Here is a 20,658-nt window from a genome sequence, read left to right as displayed (position 1 = left end):
CTTTATCCTTTTTCAAACAACGCAATCGACTCAACGTGGGCAGTGTGAGGAAACATGTCCATTACTCCTGCCTTTATTAATGTATAGCCTTTTTGATTAACCAAAATATCTGTATCACGAGCTAATGTTATGGGATTACATGATACATAAACAATACGCTCTGGGTTTAGTGCATCAATTTGTTTCACAATTTCCAGGGCACCTGAGCGAGGAGGATCAATTAGTACTTTGTTGCAAGATTGCTGAACCAACTTCTTGACTTCATTCACATCATCCAAGTTTGCAGCATAAAAATCCACATTCTGAATAAAATTCAGTGTCGCATTCATGTATGCTCTCTCAACCATGGTTTTACTGCCTTCCACCCCAAGTACTTTGGCGCAAAATTTAGCCATTGGGAGTGAAAAATTACCCAGCCCACAGAATAAGTCTAGCACTATATCTGTACTTTTTAAGTCCATTAGCTGCATGGCTTGTGATACCATAGAGCGATTCAATGCAGAATTAACTTGGGTAAAATCTGTTGGATGAAACAAAAAGGTAATTTGATAATCTGGCAATTTATAAGAGATATACTCACTTGATTTAGGGGGGTAAAAACAAAATACAGTATCAGGAGAACCTGGCTGCAGAAAAATTTTATATTGATATTTTTCAGCAAATTCTTTGATTTTTAGTTCATCCTCATGATTTAAGGAGGTTAAGTTTCTGAAAATAAGAGCAATCTCATCGTCTCCTGCTGCAACTTCAATTTGTGCAATACAATGCTTGTCTTGCATTGAGTCAATCAATTGCCTTAATGGTATGATATCAGCATCAAGTTTTGCATTTAAAACCGGACATTGGGTGATCTCGGTAATGTAGCGGGGATTACTGCGTTCTCTAAACCCAACCATGGCGCTTTGTTTTTTCTCCACATAGCGTACGCTTAATCGAGCTTTATTCCTGTAATTCCAGTACCCGGCAATTAAAGGCGGCAACACGATTTGCGGTTGAGTATGGCCATATCGTAACAATAAATCCAATAATTGATCTTGTTTAAAATGAATTTGCTCTTCTTCACTTACATGCTGTAATGAACAGCCGCCACACATTGAATAATGAGGACACTTCGGCTCCACCCGTATAGAAGACGGCTCAAGAACTTTAAGCAAGAGCCCCTCATCAAAATCTTTTTTTATCCTAGTATATTGAAACTCAATTCGTTCACCAGGCAAAGCACCTTGGACAAAAGTAGCTTTACCATGAATACGCGCGATCCCTTTTCCATCATGGCTTAAATTATCAATTTGAGCAGTTTGCGTCATAGGATTTGGTTTTGATTTTGCTCTTCTCATGAAAATGTTCTCAACAAATAAATCATTTAATTAACTTCAATTAGTGTAGCAATCGTTGTGAGAAAGATTGCATTTTTCAAGATGTTAGAGAGTACCACAGACGATTTATATTTGTCATGGTAATTTGTCACGACAATACCCATGATGAACAAATTAATTACATACATCCCTATATTTTTACTAGAACGACGAATATTAGCAATCGTCTGTTCCAACCACCTCCTCAAATGCTAATTCAAAACGATAAGAACCTCATACTCATTATTTTTGGTTAATTTTACAGCAGCTATAAAATGAGCTTATTTATCAAGTAATTCATAATACTATACACAATGTTATCCACAGATTTTGTGAATAACACCTATCATTGTCTCATCAATGCAAAAATAATAATTTCGCTCTGTATAAGGGGGTTATAGTAATTTTTTACATAAAAATAAAAATAAAAATAGGATTTGTAAAAAAGGTTATCCACAGGAAGGAAAGTTAGGGGATTCACAGAATTGGTCGTATATGATAACAAAGAAAAACTTAAAAAACAGTCTTGACAGAATATTTTTATAAAAATTTTTTAAATTGATTTTTATTTTAATGCGACAATATTTTTTTCAGCACAATTGCATCTTCAATATTATTCTCTTCTACGTAATATGCTGGTTTAATTTCTATTTGTTTAAAGCCCACACTATGATACAGATGCAAGGCTGCCTGATTGCTGGGTCTTACTTCAAGAATCACATGATCAATATACTGCGACGCAGTTAATGAAGTAAGTACTTGTTGCAAAAATTGCCGTCCATAACCTTGTGATTGGAACAGTTTAGCAATACAGAAATTTAAAATATGACAGCAATTATTGCTGTGTCTAGAAATAATATAACCACAAATCATTAGGCTATTTTCTTTATTTATTTCAAATACTCGACAATCATATCCTACTCGAACGCAATCTCTTAAGATATCTCTATCCCAAGGGGCAATATGTACGTCCTTCTCAATTGCATAAACACTATCAATATCTGATTCAGTCATACGTCGAATATTAAAAGTCATTTGCTACTCCTAACAAATAAACGTAGGCAGGGTGCAGCGAAGCGGAACCCCGGGTAGATATGCCTTTAATTTCCCCGGGGTTCCGCTTCGCTGCACCCAGCCACGTATTACCTGACTATTCAGTACTTTTTTTCTTTTTTGGCAAATAAAGATCAGTAATTGTTCCTTCAAATGCCTCTGCTGCTTGAGCAATAGTTTCAGAAAGCGTTGGATGAGGGTGTATGGTCAAAGCAATATCTTCAACATCACAACACATTTCAATAGCTAAAGCTGTTTCAGCGATTAAATCACCAGCATTAATGCCAACAATCCCTGCACCTAATATTCGATTGGTATCTGGACAGAATAATAATTTAGTCATTCCTTCTTCCCGTCCCATACTGAGCGCTCGGCCACTAGCTGCCCAGGGAAAAGTCGCTTTTTCATAACGAATATTTTTCTCTTTAGCTTCTTTTTCAGTTAAACCTGCCCAAGCAAGCTCCGGATCGGTATAGGCCACGCTGGCAATACATTTAGGATCAAAGTAATGTTTTTTACCCGCAATAACTTCTGCAGCAACTTTCCCCTCTGGAATTGCTTTGTGCGCAAGCATTGGCTGCCCAACTACGTCACCAATAGCAAAAATATGTGCCACATTTGTTCTTTGTTGATTATCTACTTTAATGAAACCACGATCATCTACTTTTATGCCTGCTTTTTCTGCATCAATTACACCACCATTAGGTTTTCTTCCAACTGAAACAAGAACTTGTTGAAAGCAAAGAGGCTTATCTGTTGCATGTTCACCTTCCATAGAAACATAGATGCCATCTTTTTTTGCTTCCATAGCCGTTACTTTAGTTTTTAAAAGGAATTTGACGCCTTTTTTCTGCATGCGCTTTTGCAAAACATTTACCAAATCAAAATCGGCACCTGGAATCAGTTGATCCATAAATTCAACAACAGTTACATCAACGCCTAAAGATGAATAAACAGTGGCCATTTCCAGACCAATAATTCCACCACCTAGAACCAATAAACTGCCTTTGATATCAGCAAGCTCTAAAGCACCTGTTGAGCTAAAAATACGTTTATCCTCAGGGATAAAAGGTAAATTAATCGATTCAGAACCTACGGCAATAATTGCATTTTCAAATTCAACTTCTACGGAACCATCTTTAGTAGCCACAGTCACTTGATGCGTGCCTGAGAACTTACCTACTCCTGTAACCACTTCAACTTTGCGTTGCTTTGATAAAGCGTTCAAACCGCCTGTTAATTTGGAAACCACGGAGTTTTTCCATGCAACGATTTTTTTATTATCCAGCTTAGGTTTGCCAAAACTAACACCTTGCTCAGACATTTCATGAGCTTCCTCAACAACTTTAGCAATATGCAATAATGCCTTAGAAGGAATGCAACCTACATTTAAGCAAACACCTCCTAGTGAGTCATAACGCTCTACCAATACAACTTTTTTTCCCAAATCTGCTGCTCTAAATGCTGCTGTGTATCCACCAGGGCCACTTCCTAATACAACGACATCTGTCTTAATTTTATTAGCCATTACAAGCCTCTTTTATTTTAGATATTATAAAAAATTAGAGTAAAATTCGTCTTATATCACTTAAACACTCACAAATAAAACGAGTAAAGCGTGCCGCTTCTGCACCGTCTATCACTCGATGATCATAGGATAAGGATAAAGGCAACATAAGTCTTGGTTGAAATGTACCATTTTCATAAACAGGTTTTATTTCCGAGCGAGATAATCCAAGGATGGCCACTTCAGGGCTATTCACTATTGGTGTAAACGCAGTGCCGCCAATCCCGCCTAAACTGGAAATTGTAAAACATCCTCCTGCCATATCTACGGGCATTAAACCTTTATCTCGAGCCTTAGTACTTAACCGTGTCATTTCTGTTGCAATTTCAGCAACACTTAACTTGTCAACATTTCTAATTACTGGAACTACCAAACCGTTCGGTGTTTCTACTGCAATACCTATATTGCAATATTTCTTGTAAATAAGATTGGTGCTCGTAGCATCTAAAGATGCATTAAATTGTGGGAATGCTTTTAACGCTTTACTCACTACGGCACAAACGAATGCAAGCAAGGTGAGCTTATATCCCTTTTCTTTAGCATGCTCTGCTTCAGACTTTCTAAATGCCTCGACATCAGTAATATCTGCTGCATCAAATTGAGTGACATGAGGGATTGTTATCCATGAACGATGAACATTAACACCAGTAAGTTTTTTAATTTTATTAAGAGGTTTGGTTTCAATTTCACCAAACTGAGTAAAATCAATTGTTGGATTAGGTGGAATACCGAAAGATCCTTGCCCCGATTGCTCACTTAAACGGGTTTTCACATAAGTTTGTACGTCTTCTTTAGTAATACGATCCTTACGGCCCGTACCTTTAACCCCTGCCAAGTTTACACCTAACTCTCGAGCTAGACGTCTTACAGCAGGGCCTGCAGCAATAACCTTTGAAGATTCCGTATCAGCTAGAACAGGTTGGGGTGAAATCTGTTCGCTCTTGTTTTCTGGTTCTACTGAACTTGATGTTTCAGGAGCACTTACTGGTTCTTGTTCCACAGAGGCTGTTTCGCTTTTTTCAGCTTTTGCTCCATTTTCTATAGCAGCTAAAAGGATCACATCGCCTTCAGATACCTTATCACCTACTTTAAGGTTCAGCTTAGTGATTTTACCTGCAATTGGGGAAGGAATTTCCATGCTGGCTTTATCTGATTCCAAGGTAATAAGCGGTGTATCGATTTCGACTTGCTCTCCTACCTGAACCATAACTTCAATTACATCAACTTGGGTTGCACCACCAATATCAGGAATTTTAACCTCTTTTATACTTTCTGATTTATTTTCCTGCGCAACTTTAGCTTTATTTTCCTCTTTATTTTCAGGTTCTTTTTTAGCCGCTTGAGTTTTATTTTCTTTTTCAGTGTCTGACTTTTTTTCAACCGTAGCAAAAAGAATCACATCGCCTTCAGATACTTTATCCCCTACTTTGATATTCAGTTTGGTGATCTTTCCTGCAACTGGGGAAGGAATTTCCATACTGGCTTTATCTGACTCCAAAGTAATGAGCGGTGTATCGATTTCAATCTGGTCTCCTACCTGGACCATTACTTCAATCACATCAACCTGAGTCGCTCCACCAATATCAGGAATCTTAACTTCTATTTCATTTGACATGTCTTTCCTCAAAAGATTACTCAGTACATTCAAGTCATGATTGTAATGGAAACACATTTAAATGCATGTTGCTTGTTCCATTACAATTACAGATGAAATTACTAAGCCTACTATATACTTTCTAATGATTAACCGGATTCAGTTTATCAGGATCAATGTTATAGCGCTTTATTGCATCCACAACTTTGGATTTATCAATACTTCCTTCCACAACTAAAGCATTTAATGCCGCCAAAACTATAAATTTAGCATCTACTTCAAAGAAATGGCGTAAACGTTCCCGTGTATCGCTTCTTCCATAACCATCGGTACCCAAAGTTACATAGTGATTAGGTACGAAAGGTCTAATTTGATCTGCATATATTCGTAAATAATCAGTTGCAGCAATTACAGGCCCAGGTCTGCCTTTTAATTGTGTAGCGACATAGCTTTTTTGTTCTTTTTCTTGAGGGTGCATTGCATTATAGCGCTCTACAGCCAACCCATCCCTTCTTAATTCATTAAAGCTTGTCACACTCCAAATATCTGCAGTGACAGAATAATCTTCTTTTAACATTTGGGCTGCTTTGATGACTTCACGCAGTATGGTTCCACTTCCCATTAACTGGACGTGTTGTTTGGGTTTTTTCTTACTTTCTTGCAATAAATACATTCCTTTAATGATACCTTCTTCAGCTCCCTCTGGCATATCCGGATGCATGTAGTTTTCATTCATTACGGTAATGTAATAAAAAATATTTTCCTGTTTTTCATACATGCGGTACAAACCATTTTGGATGATCACAGCAAGCTCATAAGCATAAGTCGGATCATAAGAGATACAATTTGGAATTGTTGAAGCATATAAATGGCTATGTCCATCTTGATGTTGTAATCCTTCGCCCGCAAGGGTTGTGCGCCCGGCAGTTCCACCTAATAGGAAACCTCGGGCCTGCATATCCCCTGCAGCCCATGCCAAATCACCAATACGCTGAAATCCAAACATTGAATAGTAAATATAAAATGGGATCATGGCCAATTTATTTGAACTGTATGAGGTTGCTGCTGCAATCCATGAACAAAAAGCTCCTGCTTCATTAATTCCTTCCTCAAGAATTTGTCCGTCTTTAGCTTCGCGATAAAACATGACTTGTTCATGATCTACAGGTGTATACAGCTGACCTACTGGAGAATAAATACCGATTTGCCTGAATAAACCTTCCATTCCAAACGTTCTGCACTCATCAGGAACGATTGGAACGATACGCTCACTGATCTCCTTATTTTTCAGTAATACTGAAAGAATACGTACAAAAGCCATTGTAGTAGAAATTTCACGATCGCCTAATCCCTTAGTAACTGACGAGAAATCAGCCAAATCAGGAACTTTAAGAGGTTCTGTTTCTGTAGAACGTGCTGGTAAATAGCCACCCAACATTTCTCTTTGCTTTTTAATATAGTTTATTTCAGGACTATCATCTGCCGGTTTATAAAACGGGATCTCTGCAATTTGATCGTCACTGATAGGAATGCTGAATCTGTCTCTAAATGCCTTCAATTGCTCTACAGTCATTTTCTTTTGCTGGTGGGTGATATTTTGTCCCTCACCAGCAGCTCCCATTCCATAACCTTTGATTGTTTTTGCCAAAATAACAGTTGGAGAACCTTTATGCTCTACAGCCTTAGCATAAGCAGCATACACTTTTTGAGAATCATGGCCGCCTCTATTCAATCTCCAGATTTCTTCGTCTGTGTAATTTTCAACCATTTTCTTTAATTCTGGATATTGATTAAAGAAATGTTGTCTCACATAAGCCCCATCATTTGCTTTGTAAGCTTGATAGTCGCCATCAACACATTCTTCCATACGCTTTTGCAGCCAGCCATCTTTATCGCGTGCAAGCAGTGGATCCCATCGCCCACCCCAAATAACTTTTATTACATTCCAGCCAGCACCACGGAATAAACCTTCAAGTTCTTGAATAATTTTACCATTACCACGAACAGGTCCATCAAGCCGCTGCAAATTACAATTCACAACAAAAATAAGATTATCAAGCTTCTCTCGCGCAGCAATGCTTAAAGCACCGACTGACTCAACCTCATCCATCTCACCATCCCCAAGAAAAGCCCATACTTTTCTATCATCCGCTTTGATGAGTTCCCTATTTTCTAAATATTTTAAAAATCGTGCTTGATAAATGGCTTGCAATGGCCCTAATCCCATAGATACTGTAGGAAATTGCCAAAACTCACTCATTAACCAAGGATGGGGATATGAAGATAAACCATCCACTTCGACTTCTTGTCGGAATTTATTTAATTGCTCTTCAGTAAGCCGCCCCTCAAGGAAGGCACGTGCATAAATACCAGGAGAAGAATGGCCTTGAATGTAGATTAGATCCCCGCCATGTTCACCCTGAGGACCTTTAAAAAAGTAATTAAACCCTGTTTCATATAAAGTAGACGAAGAAGCATAAGATGCAATATGACCACCAAGTTCGGGAGCATATTTCCCTGCCCGCAACACCATTGCCACAGCATTCCAGCGAATCAAGGCACTAATACGCTTACCAAGGCCTTCATCAGGTGGCATTTGCTTTTCTTCATGTGGTTTAATCGTATTCCTATAAGGTGTATTAATTGAACTGGTTAAATTAACCCCTTCTGCATTTGCTTTATTGAGAAGCTGTTTTAAAAGAAAAGCCCCTCGCTGCGGACCATCATTGATTAATACAGCTTGCAGGGCATCCAGCCATTCACGCGTCTCTATAGGATCCAAATCTAAATTAGTTTCATTTGCCATGAAAGTGTTCCCCGAAATCTATTAAACACAGTAAGGTACAGCCTGTAATTTTGTTGGAATTACACCCGTGCAACCTTTCTTACAAATTGCGAAATCTGATAAGCAATCGCATGTTACTTTGCGGCATTGTAGTGGATCGCGGTAAGAATTCAACTCACGCATCACCTTTTTACCCTCAACTCTTTTTTCATGCACATATTTTGTAAAGTTTTTTTCTGCAACTCTTTGTGATATATAAGAACAATTGAAACAATTATTAATACAATTTTGTCTACAAAACTCAAAATGCTGCTCACAAGTTATATTGCATTGCGCCGATGCCTGTCCTTTAAGTGCATTTTGTTGTAATCCCTGACAACCACAAAGTCCTAATATTATAGTGCAATAAATCAGACGCAAAAAAGAATTCATATTGGTCGTATCCGCAATAAATGATTATGTAGATTAAGTACTTCAGTCCAATACTAAGGTCTGTAGACAATTCTACTCTTTTGGCCAATGCGATTAGTGTGCTGATGTACTCACATACTGTATGCATGTTGCGTTTCGATGCTCTAAAATCACACTACATTGGCTTAATCTAGCAATTGGCAACAGTCCCTAAGCTTAATTCATAAATCAAAACTACAGCCAAGTAATTAATGTAAATAAAGCAATAAGAACCAGCATAACAATAATTGCATGTTCAACCAAACTTTCTGCTACAGGCATAGGAATTTCTTCTACTTCATTTGTTTTAACCGCTAGCAATCCGCATACACGCAACATGTCATCATTCATATCTGGTTTTGCAAGAAAGAAACTGGTAAACGAGGAAAAACCGCGTTGAAAATTTCCTACAAGTAAAAAAAGTAATACGGTTAATCGAGCAGGTATCCATTCAAGTAAATCGGTTATTTCATTTGCCTGCTCACTAACGTAATTAACATCCCGGCATAAAGTGATTAAACGATAAGCTAAGGCTCCAATGGGACCAGCAATGATATACCAAAATACAAGAGAAAATAATTGTCTATTGACTAAAACAAAATAGTCTCCCACGAGTTCCTGATTGGTCCTAGTATCAGATTGTACTATTGGATAAAAGACATCTTGAGGCCCTAGGCAATAAAAGAAAATTAGGATACTTAAAAGAAATCCTATCAAGCCAAACACCAGATGATGCAACAATAAGTAAATTATCGATACAAGAAGTACAATAGGAATTATTATTAAGACCAAAAGCACCCAGGGGTTAGTAAAAAAACTGTGTTTATTGGTACTCATTTTTATTTTTTGACAGTAATCAAAAAACCAATAAAAACGTTGGTAAGAAACAGAGTGAATCAAAAAACGCTCGCTCAATAAGCACAATAATATAACTAATAATTTCATTATTTAATCCTTACGCATTTTATCAGAGAATGCTATGGGGGTTGGGTATTTCAATACAACAAAATATGATGAAACAATAAATGTTAAAATGGTAGTTGCTTGAATTAAATTGGATGCTTTATCCGAAATAAGTTCCGTACTTAAAGCAATACTGGCAACAAGTAAAGAGAACTCGCTTGCTTGTCCTAAACGAATACCAACCTCTTTTGCCACATGCTTTTTTTCACCCGATTTACCAAGAAGCAAATAAAATAGAACCGGTTTAAATAATAAAACTAAAAGAGATAAAATAAGAGCAGGAATAAGCACTTGTTGTGCTAAACCAAAATTAAAGGTCGCTCCGATTGAAAAGAAAAACATCACCAGAAAAAAATCTCTTAGAGGTTTTAGGCTCTCAGCAATAAAAAGAGAAATAGGACTTGCTGCCAGAGCTACGCCAGCTAGAAAAGCACCAATATCTTCTGAAAGACCTATTTTTTGTGCAAGAACAGACATCCCCAGACACCAACCAATTGATAACAGAAATACATATTCTTGAGTTCTATCAAAACGAGCGAGTAATCGGATCAAAACATATTTCTCAATTGTAAAAGCAAAAAGAATCAATGCAGGTAAATTAATACCCACTAAAATGATATCATCGAACGAAAAACCGCCTGTTTGTTGTGCTCCATGAATTAAGATCAGTACGATGATTGCAATAACGTCCTGCATTAATAGCACGCTAATCATTACTTCACCAGTATGTTGGTGATGCAAGATGGTTGTCGGTAATAATTTCAAACCAATAATGGTACTTGAAAACATCATGGCACAACCCACAATCCATGACTCAGTCACACTTAAGCCAAAAAGCCGGCTAATCCAATATGCAGTCACAGCAAAAAGAACTGAACTAACCAAAGCAATCCATGTAACTTTCTTTAACATATGGACAAGATTTTGGGGTTGTAAATGCAGTCCGAGTAGAAACAATAGGAAGACTATTCCAACATCCCCAATTTGCTTGACAATAGTCACATCAGATACGAGCCTTAATCCCCATGGTCCAAAAACGGCACCAAGAAGAATATAAGCAACCAGCAAAGACTGTTTGGTATAAAGAACCAAGGTTGAAAGAAATGCAGCGCCTGCGAAGATTAAAAATATTGTATAAAATACAGAGCTTTCATGCATTGATTGAGTACCTCAATATTAAATATAACCAACCTTATTTTGAAAATTGCAACTCTAATAAAGCACAATGAAATAAGAATATTGAATTCAAAAACGGACTTATATTACGCTTCATAAGACTACAATTTTATTAGAATCTATTTACAATTCTACCCTCTTGGCCAAAACAGCGAACCGTCAATAGACCCTAACATTTTAATTCTAATGTTTTGAAAATTTGCCCCAACAATTTTATCCATTAATCCATGAATTGGCTATCAATAATTCCATAACAGCTTAAATTAAAACGGAAAAAGATCCTCTCACTCCATTAAGAGCTAATTTACGCTTCAAACTATCGGCCATATTTTTTGAACCAAATGGCCCTACTCTCACAACATAATGTTGCTTATAGTGCTCAATATATACTGGAGATGGAGTAATACGAGTTAATTTTTCTTTTAAACGTGTTGCCGAGGCTTCCGTGGTAAAAGCACCCGCCTGCAGATAATAATGTGCTTTTCCAGCAGGTCCCATTAACGTTTCAATTTCAACACGGGCTGTTCCTTTTGGAAATACACCAAGTTTTAAAGCTGCAGCATAGGATAAGTCGATAATTCTATTGGAATGAAATGGACCGCGATCGTTTACTTTAACGATCGCAACCTTTCCATTGTCCAAGTTTTTAACTTTTACATAAGTCGGTAAAGGTAAAGTTTTATGTGCAGCAGACATTACATACATGTTGTAAGGCTCACCACTGGAAGTTCTTTGTTTGTGGAATTTTGTTCCATACCAGGAAGCAATACCTCTTGCTTTATACCCTGATGAGCTTCGCATCACTTGATATGAGCGTCCATCAACAGAATATTCTGATATGTTACCATATCGACTTAAAGGCTCTTTGGACGGCACAGGCTCTTTAAAACTAATGTTTCTCAATTTAGCGGGGGCACCATCTTGACGCTGAGTATATCGATTTGTTTTATTTTTATAACGATTATATATTGAATTATTCGTACTTTGAGTTACTTGTCGTGTAGACTTTTTTGTTCCCGGTGCTGAAGAATCAAAAGACTGATTTGTAGTTTGGCACCCTGTTAATAAAATTGTCACGGCAATAAGTATCTTTCGCATAGTTTCCAGTTTGAATAATTGTTTTCTGGTTAATATACAGAAATATCACCTAATTTCGAAGATTTATTTTAACTTGAAAAAAATTTCATTATTTTTCATCTGCTATTTTGTTGCTGACAAAAGGCTGTGTTACTATATCCACATTTTTTGCAATAGGACTAAATAACAACATGACAAGAACAACGTCTATTTTATTAACTACACTGTTTATCATTACTTTATTTGTACAATCTACCAATTCTATGGCAGATGAAGGTTCGTTACCTAATAAACCTATTGCAGACCTTGAAAGACCTTCTCCAACAGTGACAAATAAACCTTTAGTTACTCCTGCGCCTCCAATTCTTAATGCGAAAGCGTACATATTGATTGATGTAAACAGCGGCAAAATCATTGCAGAAAAGAACAGCGAAGAACGTTTACCTCCTGCCAGTTTAACTAAGATGATGACTTTATATGTGATATCGAATGCACTACATCATGAACAAATTCACCTTACAGATAATGTACGAGTGAGCCGTGATGCATGGAAAATAGGTGGTTCACGTATGTTCATCAAAGAAGGGCAACAAGTTCCTGTAGAAGACTTGCTTAAGGGAATCATTGTTGACTCAGGAAATGATGCCTGTGTTGCCATGGCAGAACATATTGGCGGAACTGAAAACTCATTCACTGATCTTATGAATCAACAAGCTCAAAACCTTGGAATGAAAAACAGCCATTTTACTGATAGCACTGGTTTACCCGACCCTAATTTATATACTACAGCAAAAGACTTAGCGATTCTTGGTAGAGCATTAATTATTGACTTCCCACAATATTATGACTGGTATAAACAAAAATGGTTTACCTATAATGGTATTCGCCAACCTAACAGAAATCGCTTGCTATGGCGTGATAATCAAGTGGATGGTATAAAAACTGGCCATACAAACGAAGCAGGATTCTGTCTGGTATCTTCTGCAAAACGTGACAATATGCGTTTACTTGCTGTGGTCCTCGGCGAACCAAGTGATTCTTCCCGTGCAGATGATAGTGAAAAATTACTCAATTATGGTTTCAGATTTTTTGAAACCCACCAGCTTTACAAGTCAGGCCAGTCCATTTCAGAACTTCCTCTTTATAAAGGACAGGTTGATAAAGTAAGTGTAGGCCTAAATGAAGATCAATATATCACCATTCCCACTGGCCAATATCAACGCCTTAATATTTCCACTAAAATTCCTTCCTTCGTCGAGGCACCAATCAAGAAAGGTGATAAGATAGGCGATTTAGTGGTTCAATTTGATAATAATGTCGTATCAACTCGCCCACTATATGCCTTACAAGATGTTGAGTCAGGTGGTTTTTATACACGAACCAAAGACTCTATACGTTTGGCCTTTAAACGCTGGTTCGGCTCCTAATACTTAATAGGATTTAAGGATGACAAAAACGACTTTAATCGAATTTCCCTGTTTTTTTCCTATAAAAATAATAGGAACTAATTCGCCCGTTTTTCTTGAGGAAATCAGACAAATTGCTGTCACTCACTTTCCTGATATTAAGGAAGATGCACTGACTCATAAAATGAGTAAAGACTCTAATTATTTAGCAATAACAGTCACTGTTTTTGCTGAAAATCAAGACATGCTTGACGTATTTTATAGAGCCATTACACAGCATCCAGAAGTAAAAATGGTTCTATAATGAAAATACAACAGCTAGGTATTCAAAACTACAATGATGTTTGGCTGCTAATGAAGCAATTTACACAAAAACGTGAAGCAACTACTCAAGATGAACTTTGGCTTTTAGAGCATTTTCCAGTCTATACTCAGGGACAGGCGGGAAAACCTGAACACATACTCAACCCTGCTTCCATACCCGTGGTGCAATCTGATCGCGGAGGGCAAGTGACCTATCATGGACCAGGCCAGCTTATTGCATATGTTTTAATGGATATCAAAAGAAAAAATTTAGGAATAAGAACATTAGTTAGTAAATTAGAACAGATATTAATATCCGTTCTTGCACAATATCAAATAGATGCTTCTATTCGTTGTGGTGCACCTGGGGTATACGTAAATGAACAAAAAATAGCATCAATAGGCTTAAGAGTAAAAAATGGGTGTACCTATCACGGAATTGCGCTTAATGTCGATATGGACTTAAAACCTTTTTCAGGAATAAATCCCTGTGGATTTGCAAAAATGGAAATGACTCAAATAAGCCATTTTGTTCCTGACGTACAAATGGATTCAGTCAATCAGCATTTTGTGCAATATTTTCTACAACAATTTTTTTCCTGAAAAATATGAACTTGTTCGTAGACTATGTACAGCCCCTTACTAACTGGTTGCAACAAAACCCTCACTGGTCTTTATTCATCACATTTCTTATTTCCTTAACTGAATCCCTGGCAATTGTGGGCAGCATTGTACCAGGTAGTGTTACAATGACTGCTATAGGAATACTTGCTGGCTCAGGGATTATGCGTATTGATCTTACGCTATTAGCAGCAATTTTAGGTGCGGTTGCTGGCGATAGTCTAAGTTATCTCCTTGGCTATTATTATAGTGATCGATTGCTTGAAATTTGGCCGTTTAGTAAATATCCCAAATGGATACAATATGGCAAAGATTTTTTTGAAACCCATGGCGGAAAAAGTGTATTAATTGGTCGTTTTGTTGGCCCCTTACGCTCAATTATTCCAGTCATTGCTGGAATAATGCATATGCAACAATGGCGCTTTTTTGTAGCAAATGTTATATCTGCAATCGGCTGGTCTATTTTGTATATAATGCCTGGTGTAGTAATAGGAGCAGCCAGTCATGAGCTATCCACAGAAAGTGCGACACGTTTATTTTTATTAATCCTTATTTTTCTTGCAGGAATTTGGTTATTTAGTTTATTTATAAAATGGCTAATTAGATTATTAAGCTCCTTTTTAAAAACATATCTACATAATTTTTGGTTAAAACTAAAAAATAACTCACTTTTAGTTTATGTATATGATGCGTTTACACCGCAAGATGAAGCAAATCATTATCATACTGCTTCTATTGTACTCATAGCAGTGCTTTGCCTGCTTTTTTTTCTTATCCTTTTAGGATTAACAGTTGCGACTCAATTCCTTACTCTGATTAATCTTCCAACTAATTTACTTTTACAAAGTTTTAATACCCCAATACTAAGAGTATTTTTTATCTGCTGCACTCAATTAACATCAACAATAACGATACTCACTCTTTTTATTATTTGTTGTTTCTGGTTTATTTATAATAAAAATAGAATAGCGGTTATACATTTATGCAGCTTGCTTTTTTTTAGTAGCTTTATAGCGCTATCACTTAGCTATCTTGTTAATAGTCCTAGACCCCCGGGACTGTTGGTAATGATGCCAGGTTCTTCTTTTCCTGCAATTAACCTGCTGATTGCAACTGCATTATACGGCTTTATTTTGTTTTATATAAATAGTACCTACACATTATTTACAGGTACGCTTAAGTCTATTGTATTTACAATTCTTAGCTTTAGTGGTCTAGGCTCTCTCTATTTAGGGGATCATTGGTTCACAGATATTTTAGCATCCTATCTTTTAGGCACGACAATTTGTTTAATTCATTGCTTGAATTATAGAAAATCAAATATTCCTAGCAAAAAAATAGCACGTTCATCGTTAATAATTCTTCTGCTTTTTATCAGTATCTTTTTATCTTCATTAATAGCTACATATTTTAATTTTAAAACTTTATCTTATAACCATACCCCCTACTATAAAAAATTTACTTTGAGCGAAAAAGCATGGTGGGAGCAGGAAACACCCATTCTCCCAATTTATCAATTTAGCAGAATAGGAAAAAGAATTGGTTTCTTAAATCTTCAATTCGCCGGAGACTTAGATATATTACAAAACAGCCTGGAAGAAAATGGATGGCATTCACATGAAGATTCATTTTTTACCAACTTGCTGATGCGAATGAATCAACAACCTAACAGCATTAAGCTCCCCTTATTTACCCAATTATATGAAAATAAAGCACCTGTGCTTATTATGACTTATACGGATCAACAAACTAAACTAACGCTTGAATTAAGGGTTTGGGAGTCAAATTATAATTTGTTAAACTTAAACAAACCATTATGGATAGGGAGCATTCATCCATCGAATCGTGCGAACAAACAAAAAAATAATCTGGGTTATTTTCCAAATTTAATTAATCCATTGGATTATATGTTTAGAGCGGAACATCCTTTTGCAATCAAACAGATTAAACTTCCAGATACGATGATTAAGACAACAATATATCCAACCCAACCGTACCTAACCCTCATTAAAGAAAAAAATGAAACGCTTACACCTTTTACTAAGTAATAACCAGTTTTTATTAAACCTGTAAATCACCTCAATTATCTAAAGTATGTTTTAATTCAATTTAAAATTAGTTTGCTCATTAATTGTTTCATATGCTTACGTTGTTAACTTATAACGCTCTCTAAAACTACTAAAAAATATAGGTTTGGCATCAAGAGCTTTCCGGGAAATCTGATGTATTTCTTCTAATATCGCCAGAGCTCTATCTGGATGCTTTTTTGCATATAGTACTTTATCGTATATTTTCTTCATATGACCGGGTATTTCCTTATCTACTCCATCAACTTTAATCTTTGATTTGCTTCCCCATATGCCTAACTCCCATGGGGTAGCTTGTATTAATGATTTGACAAAAAAACACTGATGGTATTAATATTAGCGCATAAAAATTAAGCAATTATTATGTCTTTAATATACTCACTCTGAACTTAAATTGCCCGATAATTGGTCTTTTGGAAATATGTCCATTGGTTATGGGACTATCAAACCATATTCAGGTTAACCATTATATGTACATATATAAATAACTGTTATAACTACAGAGTTTTAAAATAAACCATTTAATTTTGAGAGTATGCTCAAATGTACACACTGGGAAAATTAATCCAAACTCTTTTTCCATTAATTGCTCTAGTACTCTTTATTATTGGAACTAAAAGAAACGCTATTCATTACATCATTTCATCACTTTGGCTTAGCCTTATAGCTGCACTCATACATTTTCAATTCTCTGGAAATCAAATTTTTGGAACGTATTTTGACTATCTTAATGCAGGAATATATTCATTTAATGTACTTATATTGGTACTTTCCTTAACACATGTCATGTCACATTTGAGTATTAGTGGTCCAGCCTTCAAATATACCAGCACATTGATTAATGCATTTTTAGTCGTAGGAGCATGTATTGTTATTAGCAATCTGTGGATTAATGCTTTTTTTATAGAGAACAAGATGGAGGGGACGCCCATAATGCAAGTAGCTCTCTTTGACAAGCCTGAGTATTGTGAGAGTAAGTATATTTTTTATAAAGTGGATCAAGACAGTTCAGTAACCTATCTTTGTCCCAATTACTATGGTTTATTACCCTCCATAGGACATTTAGCGACAAGCCCAGATTTCATTACAACACAATTATCATTACCTGTAAAAAAACAAATTCTATTGAAACAAAAAAATAAGAGTTAAATGTAATAAAAACTACTCAAGCTAATGAATTTGTTTTTATTATTGCACTAGGAAGTTAAATTGTTCTTTGGATTAATATTTGATAAGATTTCAACAACTCATCACTATAATATTTATATGAAACAGTTACTTGCCTTTATCATAATGATTTTAAATTTTAATTGCTATGCTATGGCACCCAAGCTCAATTGGGATCAGGCTGTTGATCGAGCAATAAAACGCTATGGATTACGAGTTGAACCTCAGCTTAAATCTTATTTCTCCAAGGCTGGAGTAAGCTATCCTCCAAGTGATATCGCTTTACTTGCTTTTAAATCAGAAAGAAAAATTGAACTCTGGGCTAAAAATTCCAATAAAGCTTGGAAACATATCCATGACTATTCTTTAACCGGATTTAGTGGTCGGTTAGGACCTAAGTTACGTGAAAATGACAAACAAATTCCTGAAGGGGTTTATAGACTGGTTAATTTTAATCCTTTCAGCAGTATGCATTTATCAATGATGATTAATTATCCCAACAATTTCGATAGACAAAAAGGCTACCAAGATGGGAGAAGAAATCTAGGTAATAATATTTTTATTCATGGAAAAAACTTATCTGTAGGCTGTTTGGCTGTAGGCGATCTTGCTATAGATCAGCTTTTTATTTTAGCACGTCGTGTTGGCCTAAGTAATATTCAGGTAATTATCGCACCCAATGATCTGCGTAAGAGCAAACCGTCTACCTCTACTTTTGCTCAACCTAGATGGCTTCCTGAATTATATAAAAACATTGCAGAATCACTGAAGCCATTCAGTAAGAGTAACTATACAGCTTAACCATCAGTATTGTAGTAATGTAGCCTGGGTGCAGCGCAGCGAAACCCGGGTTTTAATAACTCCAAGATCCCCGGGTTTCGCTGCGCTGCACCCAGGCTACAAGCTATTTTTAATCTCAATTATTCTTTAGGCAAAGAAGCTAAAAACTCAGTAACCTCTTTAGGCGTTAATTCGTAATACTGTCCACGTGACAAATATCTTGGCATAGCTAATACGCCATAACGAATACGAATCAATCGACTAACCTCCAAACCCTGTGATTCCCATAAGCGTCGTACTTCCCTATTACGCCCCTCATTTAAAGTAACATGATACCAAGAGTTCGTGCCCTCTCCGCCACGAAACTCCAAACGAGTAAATTTAGCAATCCCATCTTCTAATTCAACACCCTTTTGAAGATTATTTAAAGCTTCAGGACTAATTTGACCATGAACTCTAACCGCGTACTCTCTTTCTAATCCATATTTTGGATGCATTAATTGATTGGCTAAATCACCATTATTGGTAAAGATAAGTAAACCTGAGGTATTCAAATCCAGACGCCCTACCTGCACCCAGCGCCCTTGACGTAAATGAGGTAGATGATCAAAAACTGTTTTTTCAAATTTAGGATCATGGCGGCTTGAGATTTCACCTACAGGTTTGTGATAAAGTAGAATGCGTACATTTTGCCTTACTTTAAGTGGATTAGGGATTAGTTTCCCTTTCACTGTAATTTTATCTTCGGCACTTGCTGAATCACCTATTTTTACAGGTTTCCCATTAACCTGAACCCAACCATTTTCTATCCAACGCTCCATTTCACGTCGAGAACCAAGGCCAGCCTGGCTTAGTATTTTTTGTAACCTTTCGCTGCTCATTCAGTAATATACTCTTCATTAGGATTATGTAAGGTCAATGCTTCCGCAACCTCGGGTAAGGTTGGAAGTTCATTTAAGTATTTTAAATTAAAATAATTTAAAAATTCTCGTGTAGTGGTATATACAGCGGGTTTACCCGCAACATTTTTATAACCAGAAATACGAATCCATTCTCTTTCCAACAATGTCTTTATTATTTGACTGCTTACTGCCACACCACGTATCTCTTCTATATCTGCTCGTGTCACAGGTTGCTTATAAGCAATAATGGCTAAAGTTTCAAGTAAAGCACGAGAATATTTAGCTGGTTTTTCAATTTGCATGCGTGCAATCCAGTTACTATATTTTTTCTTAGTCTGTATGATAAAGCCAGTTGCAACCTGAACAACCTCAAATGATCGAGATACAAAGTCCTCTTTTAAGTCATTAATAATAATTCCTAAATGCTCTTTAGTAGGTCTTTGCCATTCATCAAAAACCTCTAATAGCCTCTCTAAAGAGATTGGTTCGTTAGAACTTAAAAGTACTGCCTCAACTATGTTTTTTAGTTCTTTTTCGTCCATCTTATGCTGCTCGTAAATGTATTGGCGAAAATGCTTCATTTTGGGTAATTACAATGAGCGATTGTCGTGCTAGTTCTAAAATAGCCAACAGGGAAACAACTAACCCAATTCGCCCCTCTTTAATAGAAAATAATTGATTAAATTCCAAAACATTGTGCTCCTGGAGTAGTAACAAAATGTTACTCATGCGCTCACGCACAGACAATGCTTCCCGTGAGACCTGATGATGGCTTGTGTGTTCCTCTCGTTGCAATAATGATTCCATAGCTTCAACTAGATCCTCAAGAGTAACTTCAGGATGAACTATTATTCGCTCAAACTCAGAAGGAATTACTTGAATAATAAAATGATCTCGTTCTTGCCGAGGAAGTGCATCAAGCAATTCCGCTGCAATTTTAATTTGCTCATACGCTTGCAGTTTCCGTACAAGACTCATACGAGGATCTTCTTCCTCATCTTCTTCATTTCCAGCAGGAGACGGTAATAACAGCCGCGATTTAATTTCTGCAAGCATTGCAGCCATCAATAAATAATCAGCAGCTAATTCCAAACGTCTACATTCCATCAATTGAATGTAGTGTAAATATTGCTTGGTGATGCTTACAATCGGAATATCCAATATATCAATATTCTGTTTGCGAATGAGATATAAAAGCAAATCGAGCGGCCCGCTAAAGGAGTCTAATAGCACCTCAAGTGCATCTGGAGGAATAAATAAATCATCTGGAAACTCTGTAAGCTCCTTACCATCAACTACTGCTTTTACTTCCGATTTGCTTGATAATTCAATATCCATGCTAATAACTCATTCTTATTAGGTTCTTCACAGA

18 protein-coding genes are annotated in these 20,658 nt (G+C 36.5%); 6 read left to right on the top strand and 12 right to left on the bottom strand.

What is annotated here, in order from left to right:
* Positions 1 to 2: 2 nt before the first annotated feature.
* From rlmD to A8O27_RS08395, 8 genes are all read right to left on the bottom strand, one after another.
* Positions 3 to 1,337, bottom strand: coding sequence for a 23S rRNA (uracil(1939)-C(5))-methyltransferase RlmD (gene rlmD, locus A8O27_RS08435; protein WP_058459820.1), 1,335 nt, complete (start codon positions 1,335 to 1,337; stop codon positions 3 to 5).
* Between the two features lie 588 nt (positions 1,338 to 1,925).
* Positions 1,926 to 2,390, bottom strand: coding sequence for a ribosomal protein S18-alanine N-acetyltransferase (gene rimI / locus A8O27_RS08430; protein ID WP_064115079.1), 465 nt, complete (start codon positions 2,388 to 2,390; stop codon positions 1,926 to 1,928).
* A 115-nt stretch (positions 2,391 to 2,505) separates the two neighbouring features.
* Positions 2,506 to 3,936 carry a dihydrolipoyl dehydrogenase gene (gene lpdA / locus A8O27_RS08425; RefSeq protein ID WP_058459819.1) on the bottom strand — a complete coding sequence of 477 codons (1,431 nt, stop codon included), beginning with the start codon at positions 3,934 to 3,936 and terminating at the stop codon, positions 2,506 to 2,508.
* A 34-nt stretch (positions 3,937 to 3,970) separates the two neighbouring features.
* The gene (aceF, locus tag A8O27_RS08420; protein ID WP_058459818.1) at positions 3,971 to 5,590 is read right to left on the bottom strand and encodes a dihydrolipoyllysine-residue acetyltransferase; all 1,620 of its coding nucleotides are present in this window, start codon (positions 5,588 to 5,590) and stop codon (positions 3,971 to 3,973) included.
* Positions 5,591 to 5,711: 121 nt separating this feature from the next.
* Positions 5,712 to 8,375 carry a pyruvate dehydrogenase (acetyl-transferring), homodimeric type gene (gene aceE, locus A8O27_RS08415; protein ID WP_058459817.1) on the bottom strand — a complete coding sequence of 888 codons (2,664 nt, stop codon included), beginning with the start codon at positions 8,373 to 8,375 and terminating at the stop codon, positions 5,712 to 5,714.
* A gap of 624 nt (positions 8,376 to 8,999) precedes the next feature.
* Complete coding sequence (locus A8O27_RS08405) at positions 9,000 to 9,749, bottom strand: regulatory signaling modulator protein AmpE (protein ID WP_058459815.1); 750 nt, start codon at positions 9,747 to 9,749, stop codon at positions 9,000 to 9,002.
* A 3-nt stretch (positions 9,750 to 9,752) separates the two neighbouring features.
* Positions 9,753 to 10,925, bottom strand: a complete 1,173-nt coding sequence (locus A8O27_RS08400) for a cation:proton antiporter (protein WP_058459814.1) — start codon at positions 10,923 to 10,925, stop codon at positions 9,753 to 9,755.
* Between the two features lie 276 nt (positions 10,926 to 11,201).
* The gene (locus A8O27_RS08395) at positions 11,202 to 12,041 is read right to left on the bottom strand and encodes a septal ring lytic transglycosylase RlpA family protein (protein ID WP_058459813.1); all 840 of its coding nucleotides are present in this window, start codon (positions 12,039 to 12,041) and stop codon (positions 11,202 to 11,204) included.
* A gap of 170 nt (positions 12,042 to 12,211) precedes the next feature.
* Here A8O27_RS08395 and A8O27_RS08390 point away from each other — a divergent pair, with 170 nt between their 5' ends.
* From A8O27_RS08390 to A8O27_RS08375, 4 genes are read left to right on the top strand one after another with little or no spacing between them, the layout of a single operon-like run.
* The gene (locus tag A8O27_RS08390; RefSeq protein ID WP_058459812.1) at positions 12,212 to 13,447 is read left to right on the top strand and encodes a D-alanyl-D-alanine carboxypeptidase family protein; all 1,236 of its coding nucleotides are present in this window, start codon (positions 12,212 to 12,214) and stop codon (positions 13,445 to 13,447) included.
* Between the two features lie 19 nt (positions 13,448 to 13,466).
* On the top strand, positions 13,467 to 13,730 hold the full coding sequence (locus A8O27_RS08385; RefSeq protein ID WP_058459811.1) for an HP0495 family protein: 264 nt from the start codon (positions 13,467 to 13,469) through the stop codon (positions 13,728 to 13,730).
* Complete coding sequence (gene lipB / locus A8O27_RS08380; protein WP_058459810.1) at positions 13,730 to 14,332, top strand: lipoyl(octanoyl) transferase LipB; 603 nt, start codon at positions 13,730 to 13,732, stop codon at positions 14,330 to 14,332. The genes A8O27_RS08385 and lipB overlap by 1 nt, the downstream gene beginning before the upstream one ends.
* Positions 14,333 to 14,337: 5 nt before the next feature.
* Positions 14,338 to 16,398 carry a bifunctional DedA family/phosphatase PAP2 family protein gene (locus tag A8O27_RS08375; protein ID WP_058459809.1) on the top strand — a complete coding sequence of 687 codons (2,061 nt, stop codon included), beginning with the start codon at positions 14,338 to 14,340 and terminating at the stop codon, positions 16,396 to 16,398.
* A 96-nt stretch (positions 16,399 to 16,494) separates the two neighbouring features.
* Here A8O27_RS08375 and A8O27_RS19135 read toward each other — a convergent pair whose 3' ends face one another.
* The gene (locus tag A8O27_RS19135; protein ID WP_154669236.1) at positions 16,495 to 16,650 is read right to left on the bottom strand and encodes a hypothetical protein; all 156 of its coding nucleotides are present in this window, start codon (positions 16,648 to 16,650) and stop codon (positions 16,495 to 16,497) included.
* Positions 16,651 to 16,980: 330 nt separating this feature from the next.
* Between A8O27_RS19135 and A8O27_RS08370 the strand changes: the two genes are divergently transcribed.
* The gene (locus A8O27_RS08370) at positions 16,981 to 17,586 is read left to right on the top strand and encodes a hypothetical protein (protein WP_058459808.1); all 606 of its coding nucleotides are present in this window, start codon (positions 16,981 to 16,983) and stop codon (positions 17,584 to 17,586) included.
* Between the two features lie 117 nt (positions 17,587 to 17,703).
* Positions 17,704 to 18,405, top strand: a complete 702-nt coding sequence (locus A8O27_RS08365) for a L,D-transpeptidase family protein (protein ID WP_174223903.1) — start codon at positions 17,704 to 17,706, stop codon at positions 18,403 to 18,405.
* A 119-nt stretch (positions 18,406 to 18,524) separates the two neighbouring features.
* Here A8O27_RS08365 and rluB read toward each other — a convergent pair whose 3' ends face one another.
* From rluB to A8O27_RS08350, 3 genes are read right to left on the bottom strand one after another with little or no spacing between them, the layout of a single operon-like run.
* The gene (gene rluB / locus A8O27_RS08360) at positions 18,525 to 19,265 is read right to left on the bottom strand and encodes a 23S rRNA pseudouridine(2605) synthase RluB (protein WP_058459807.1); all 741 of its coding nucleotides are present in this window, start codon (positions 19,263 to 19,265) and stop codon (positions 18,525 to 18,527) included.
* Positions 19,262 to 19,828: an SMC-Scp complex subunit ScpB gene (gene scpB, locus A8O27_RS08355; protein WP_058459806.1), complete on the bottom strand. Its 567-nt coding sequence runs from the start codon at positions 19,826 to 19,828 to the stop codon at positions 19,262 to 19,264. Before scpB ends, rluB begins: the two co-directional genes overlap by 4 nt.
* Before the next feature lies 1 nt (position 19,829).
* A complete protein-coding gene (locus A8O27_RS08350; protein WP_058459805.1) occupies positions 19,830 to 20,624 on the bottom strand; it encodes a segregation and condensation protein A in 795 nt (264 codons plus the stop codon).
* Between the last annotated feature and the right edge of the window lie 34 nt (positions 20,625 to 20,658).

The sequence above is a fragment of the Legionella bozemanae genome, from assembly GCF_001648595.1.
Classification (GTDB): domain Bacteria; phylum Pseudomonadota; class Gammaproteobacteria; order Legionellales; family Legionellaceae; genus Legionella; species Legionella bozemanae.
The sequence above is the reverse complement of the archived record's forward strand: the minus strand, read 5'-3'. Positions and strand labels throughout refer to the sequence as shown.

What these genes read in the sequence shown, in the direction of transcription:
- rimI (WP_064115079.1), bottom strand. Translation starts at nt 2,390, where the DNA reads ATGACTTTTAATATTCGACGTATGACTGAATCAGATATTGATAGTGTT.
- A8O27_RS08400 (WP_058459814.1), bottom strand. Translation starts at nt 10,925, where the DNA reads ATGCATGAAAGCTCTGTATTTTATACAATATTTTTAATCTTCGCAGGC.
- A8O27_RS08375 (WP_058459809.1), top strand. Translation starts at nt 14,338, where the DNA reads ATGAACTTGTTCGTAGACTATGTACAGCCCCTTACTAACTGGTTGCAA.
- lipB (WP_058459810.1), top strand. Translation starts at nt 13,730, where the DNA reads ATGAAAATACAACAGCTAGGTATTCAAAACTACAATGATGTTTGGCTG.
- rluB (WP_058459807.1), bottom strand. Translation starts at nt 19,265, where the DNA reads ATGAGCAGCGAAAGGTTACAAAAAATACTAAGCCAGGCTGGCCTTGGT.
- A8O27_RS08365 (WP_174223903.1), top strand. Translation starts at nt 17,704, where the DNA reads ATGAAACAGTTACTTGCCTTTATCATAATGATTTTAAATTTTAATTGC.
- A8O27_RS19135 (WP_154669236.1), bottom strand. Translation starts at nt 16,650, where the DNA reads ATGAAGAAAATATACGATAAAGTACTATATGCAAAAAAGCATCCAGAT.
- aceE (WP_058459817.1), bottom strand. Translation starts at nt 8,375, where the DNA reads ATGGCAAATGAAACTAATTTAGATTTGGATCCTATAGAGACGCGTGAA.
- A8O27_RS08350 (WP_058459805.1), bottom strand. Translation starts at nt 20,624, where the DNA reads ATGGATATTGAATTATCAAGCAAATCGGAAGTAAAAGCAGTAGTTGAT.
- A8O27_RS08370 (WP_058459808.1), top strand. Translation starts at nt 16,981, where the DNA reads ATGTACACACTGGGAAAATTAATCCAAACTCTTTTTCCATTAATTGCT.
- A8O27_RS08385 (WP_058459811.1), top strand. Translation starts at nt 13,467, where the DNA reads ATGACAAAAACGACTTTAATCGAATTTCCCTGTTTTTTTCCTATAAAA.
- A8O27_RS08405 (WP_058459815.1), bottom strand. Translation starts at nt 9,749, where the DNA reads ATGAAATTATTAGTTATATTATTGTGCTTATTGAGCGAGCGTTTTTTG.
- scpB (WP_058459806.1), bottom strand. Translation starts at nt 19,828, where the DNA reads ATGGACGAAAAAGAACTAAAAAACATAGTTGAGGCAGTACTTTTAAGT.
- lpdA (WP_058459819.1), bottom strand. Translation starts at nt 3,936, where the DNA reads ATGGCTAATAAAATTAAGACAGATGTCGTTGTATTAGGAAGTGGCCCT.
- A8O27_RS08395 (WP_058459813.1), bottom strand. Translation starts at nt 12,041, where the DNA reads ATGCGAAAGATACTTATTGCCGTGACAATTTTATTAACAGGGTGCCAA.
- A8O27_RS08390 (WP_058459812.1), top strand. Translation starts at nt 12,212, where the DNA reads ATGACAAGAACAACGTCTATTTTATTAACTACACTGTTTATCATTACT.
- aceF (WP_058459818.1), bottom strand. Translation starts at nt 5,590, where the DNA reads ATGTCAAATGAAATAGAAGTTAAGATTCCTGATATTGGTGGAGCGACT.
- rlmD (WP_058459820.1), bottom strand. Translation starts at nt 1,337, where the DNA reads ATGAGAAGAGCAAAATCAAAACCAAATCCTATGACGCAAACTGCTCAA.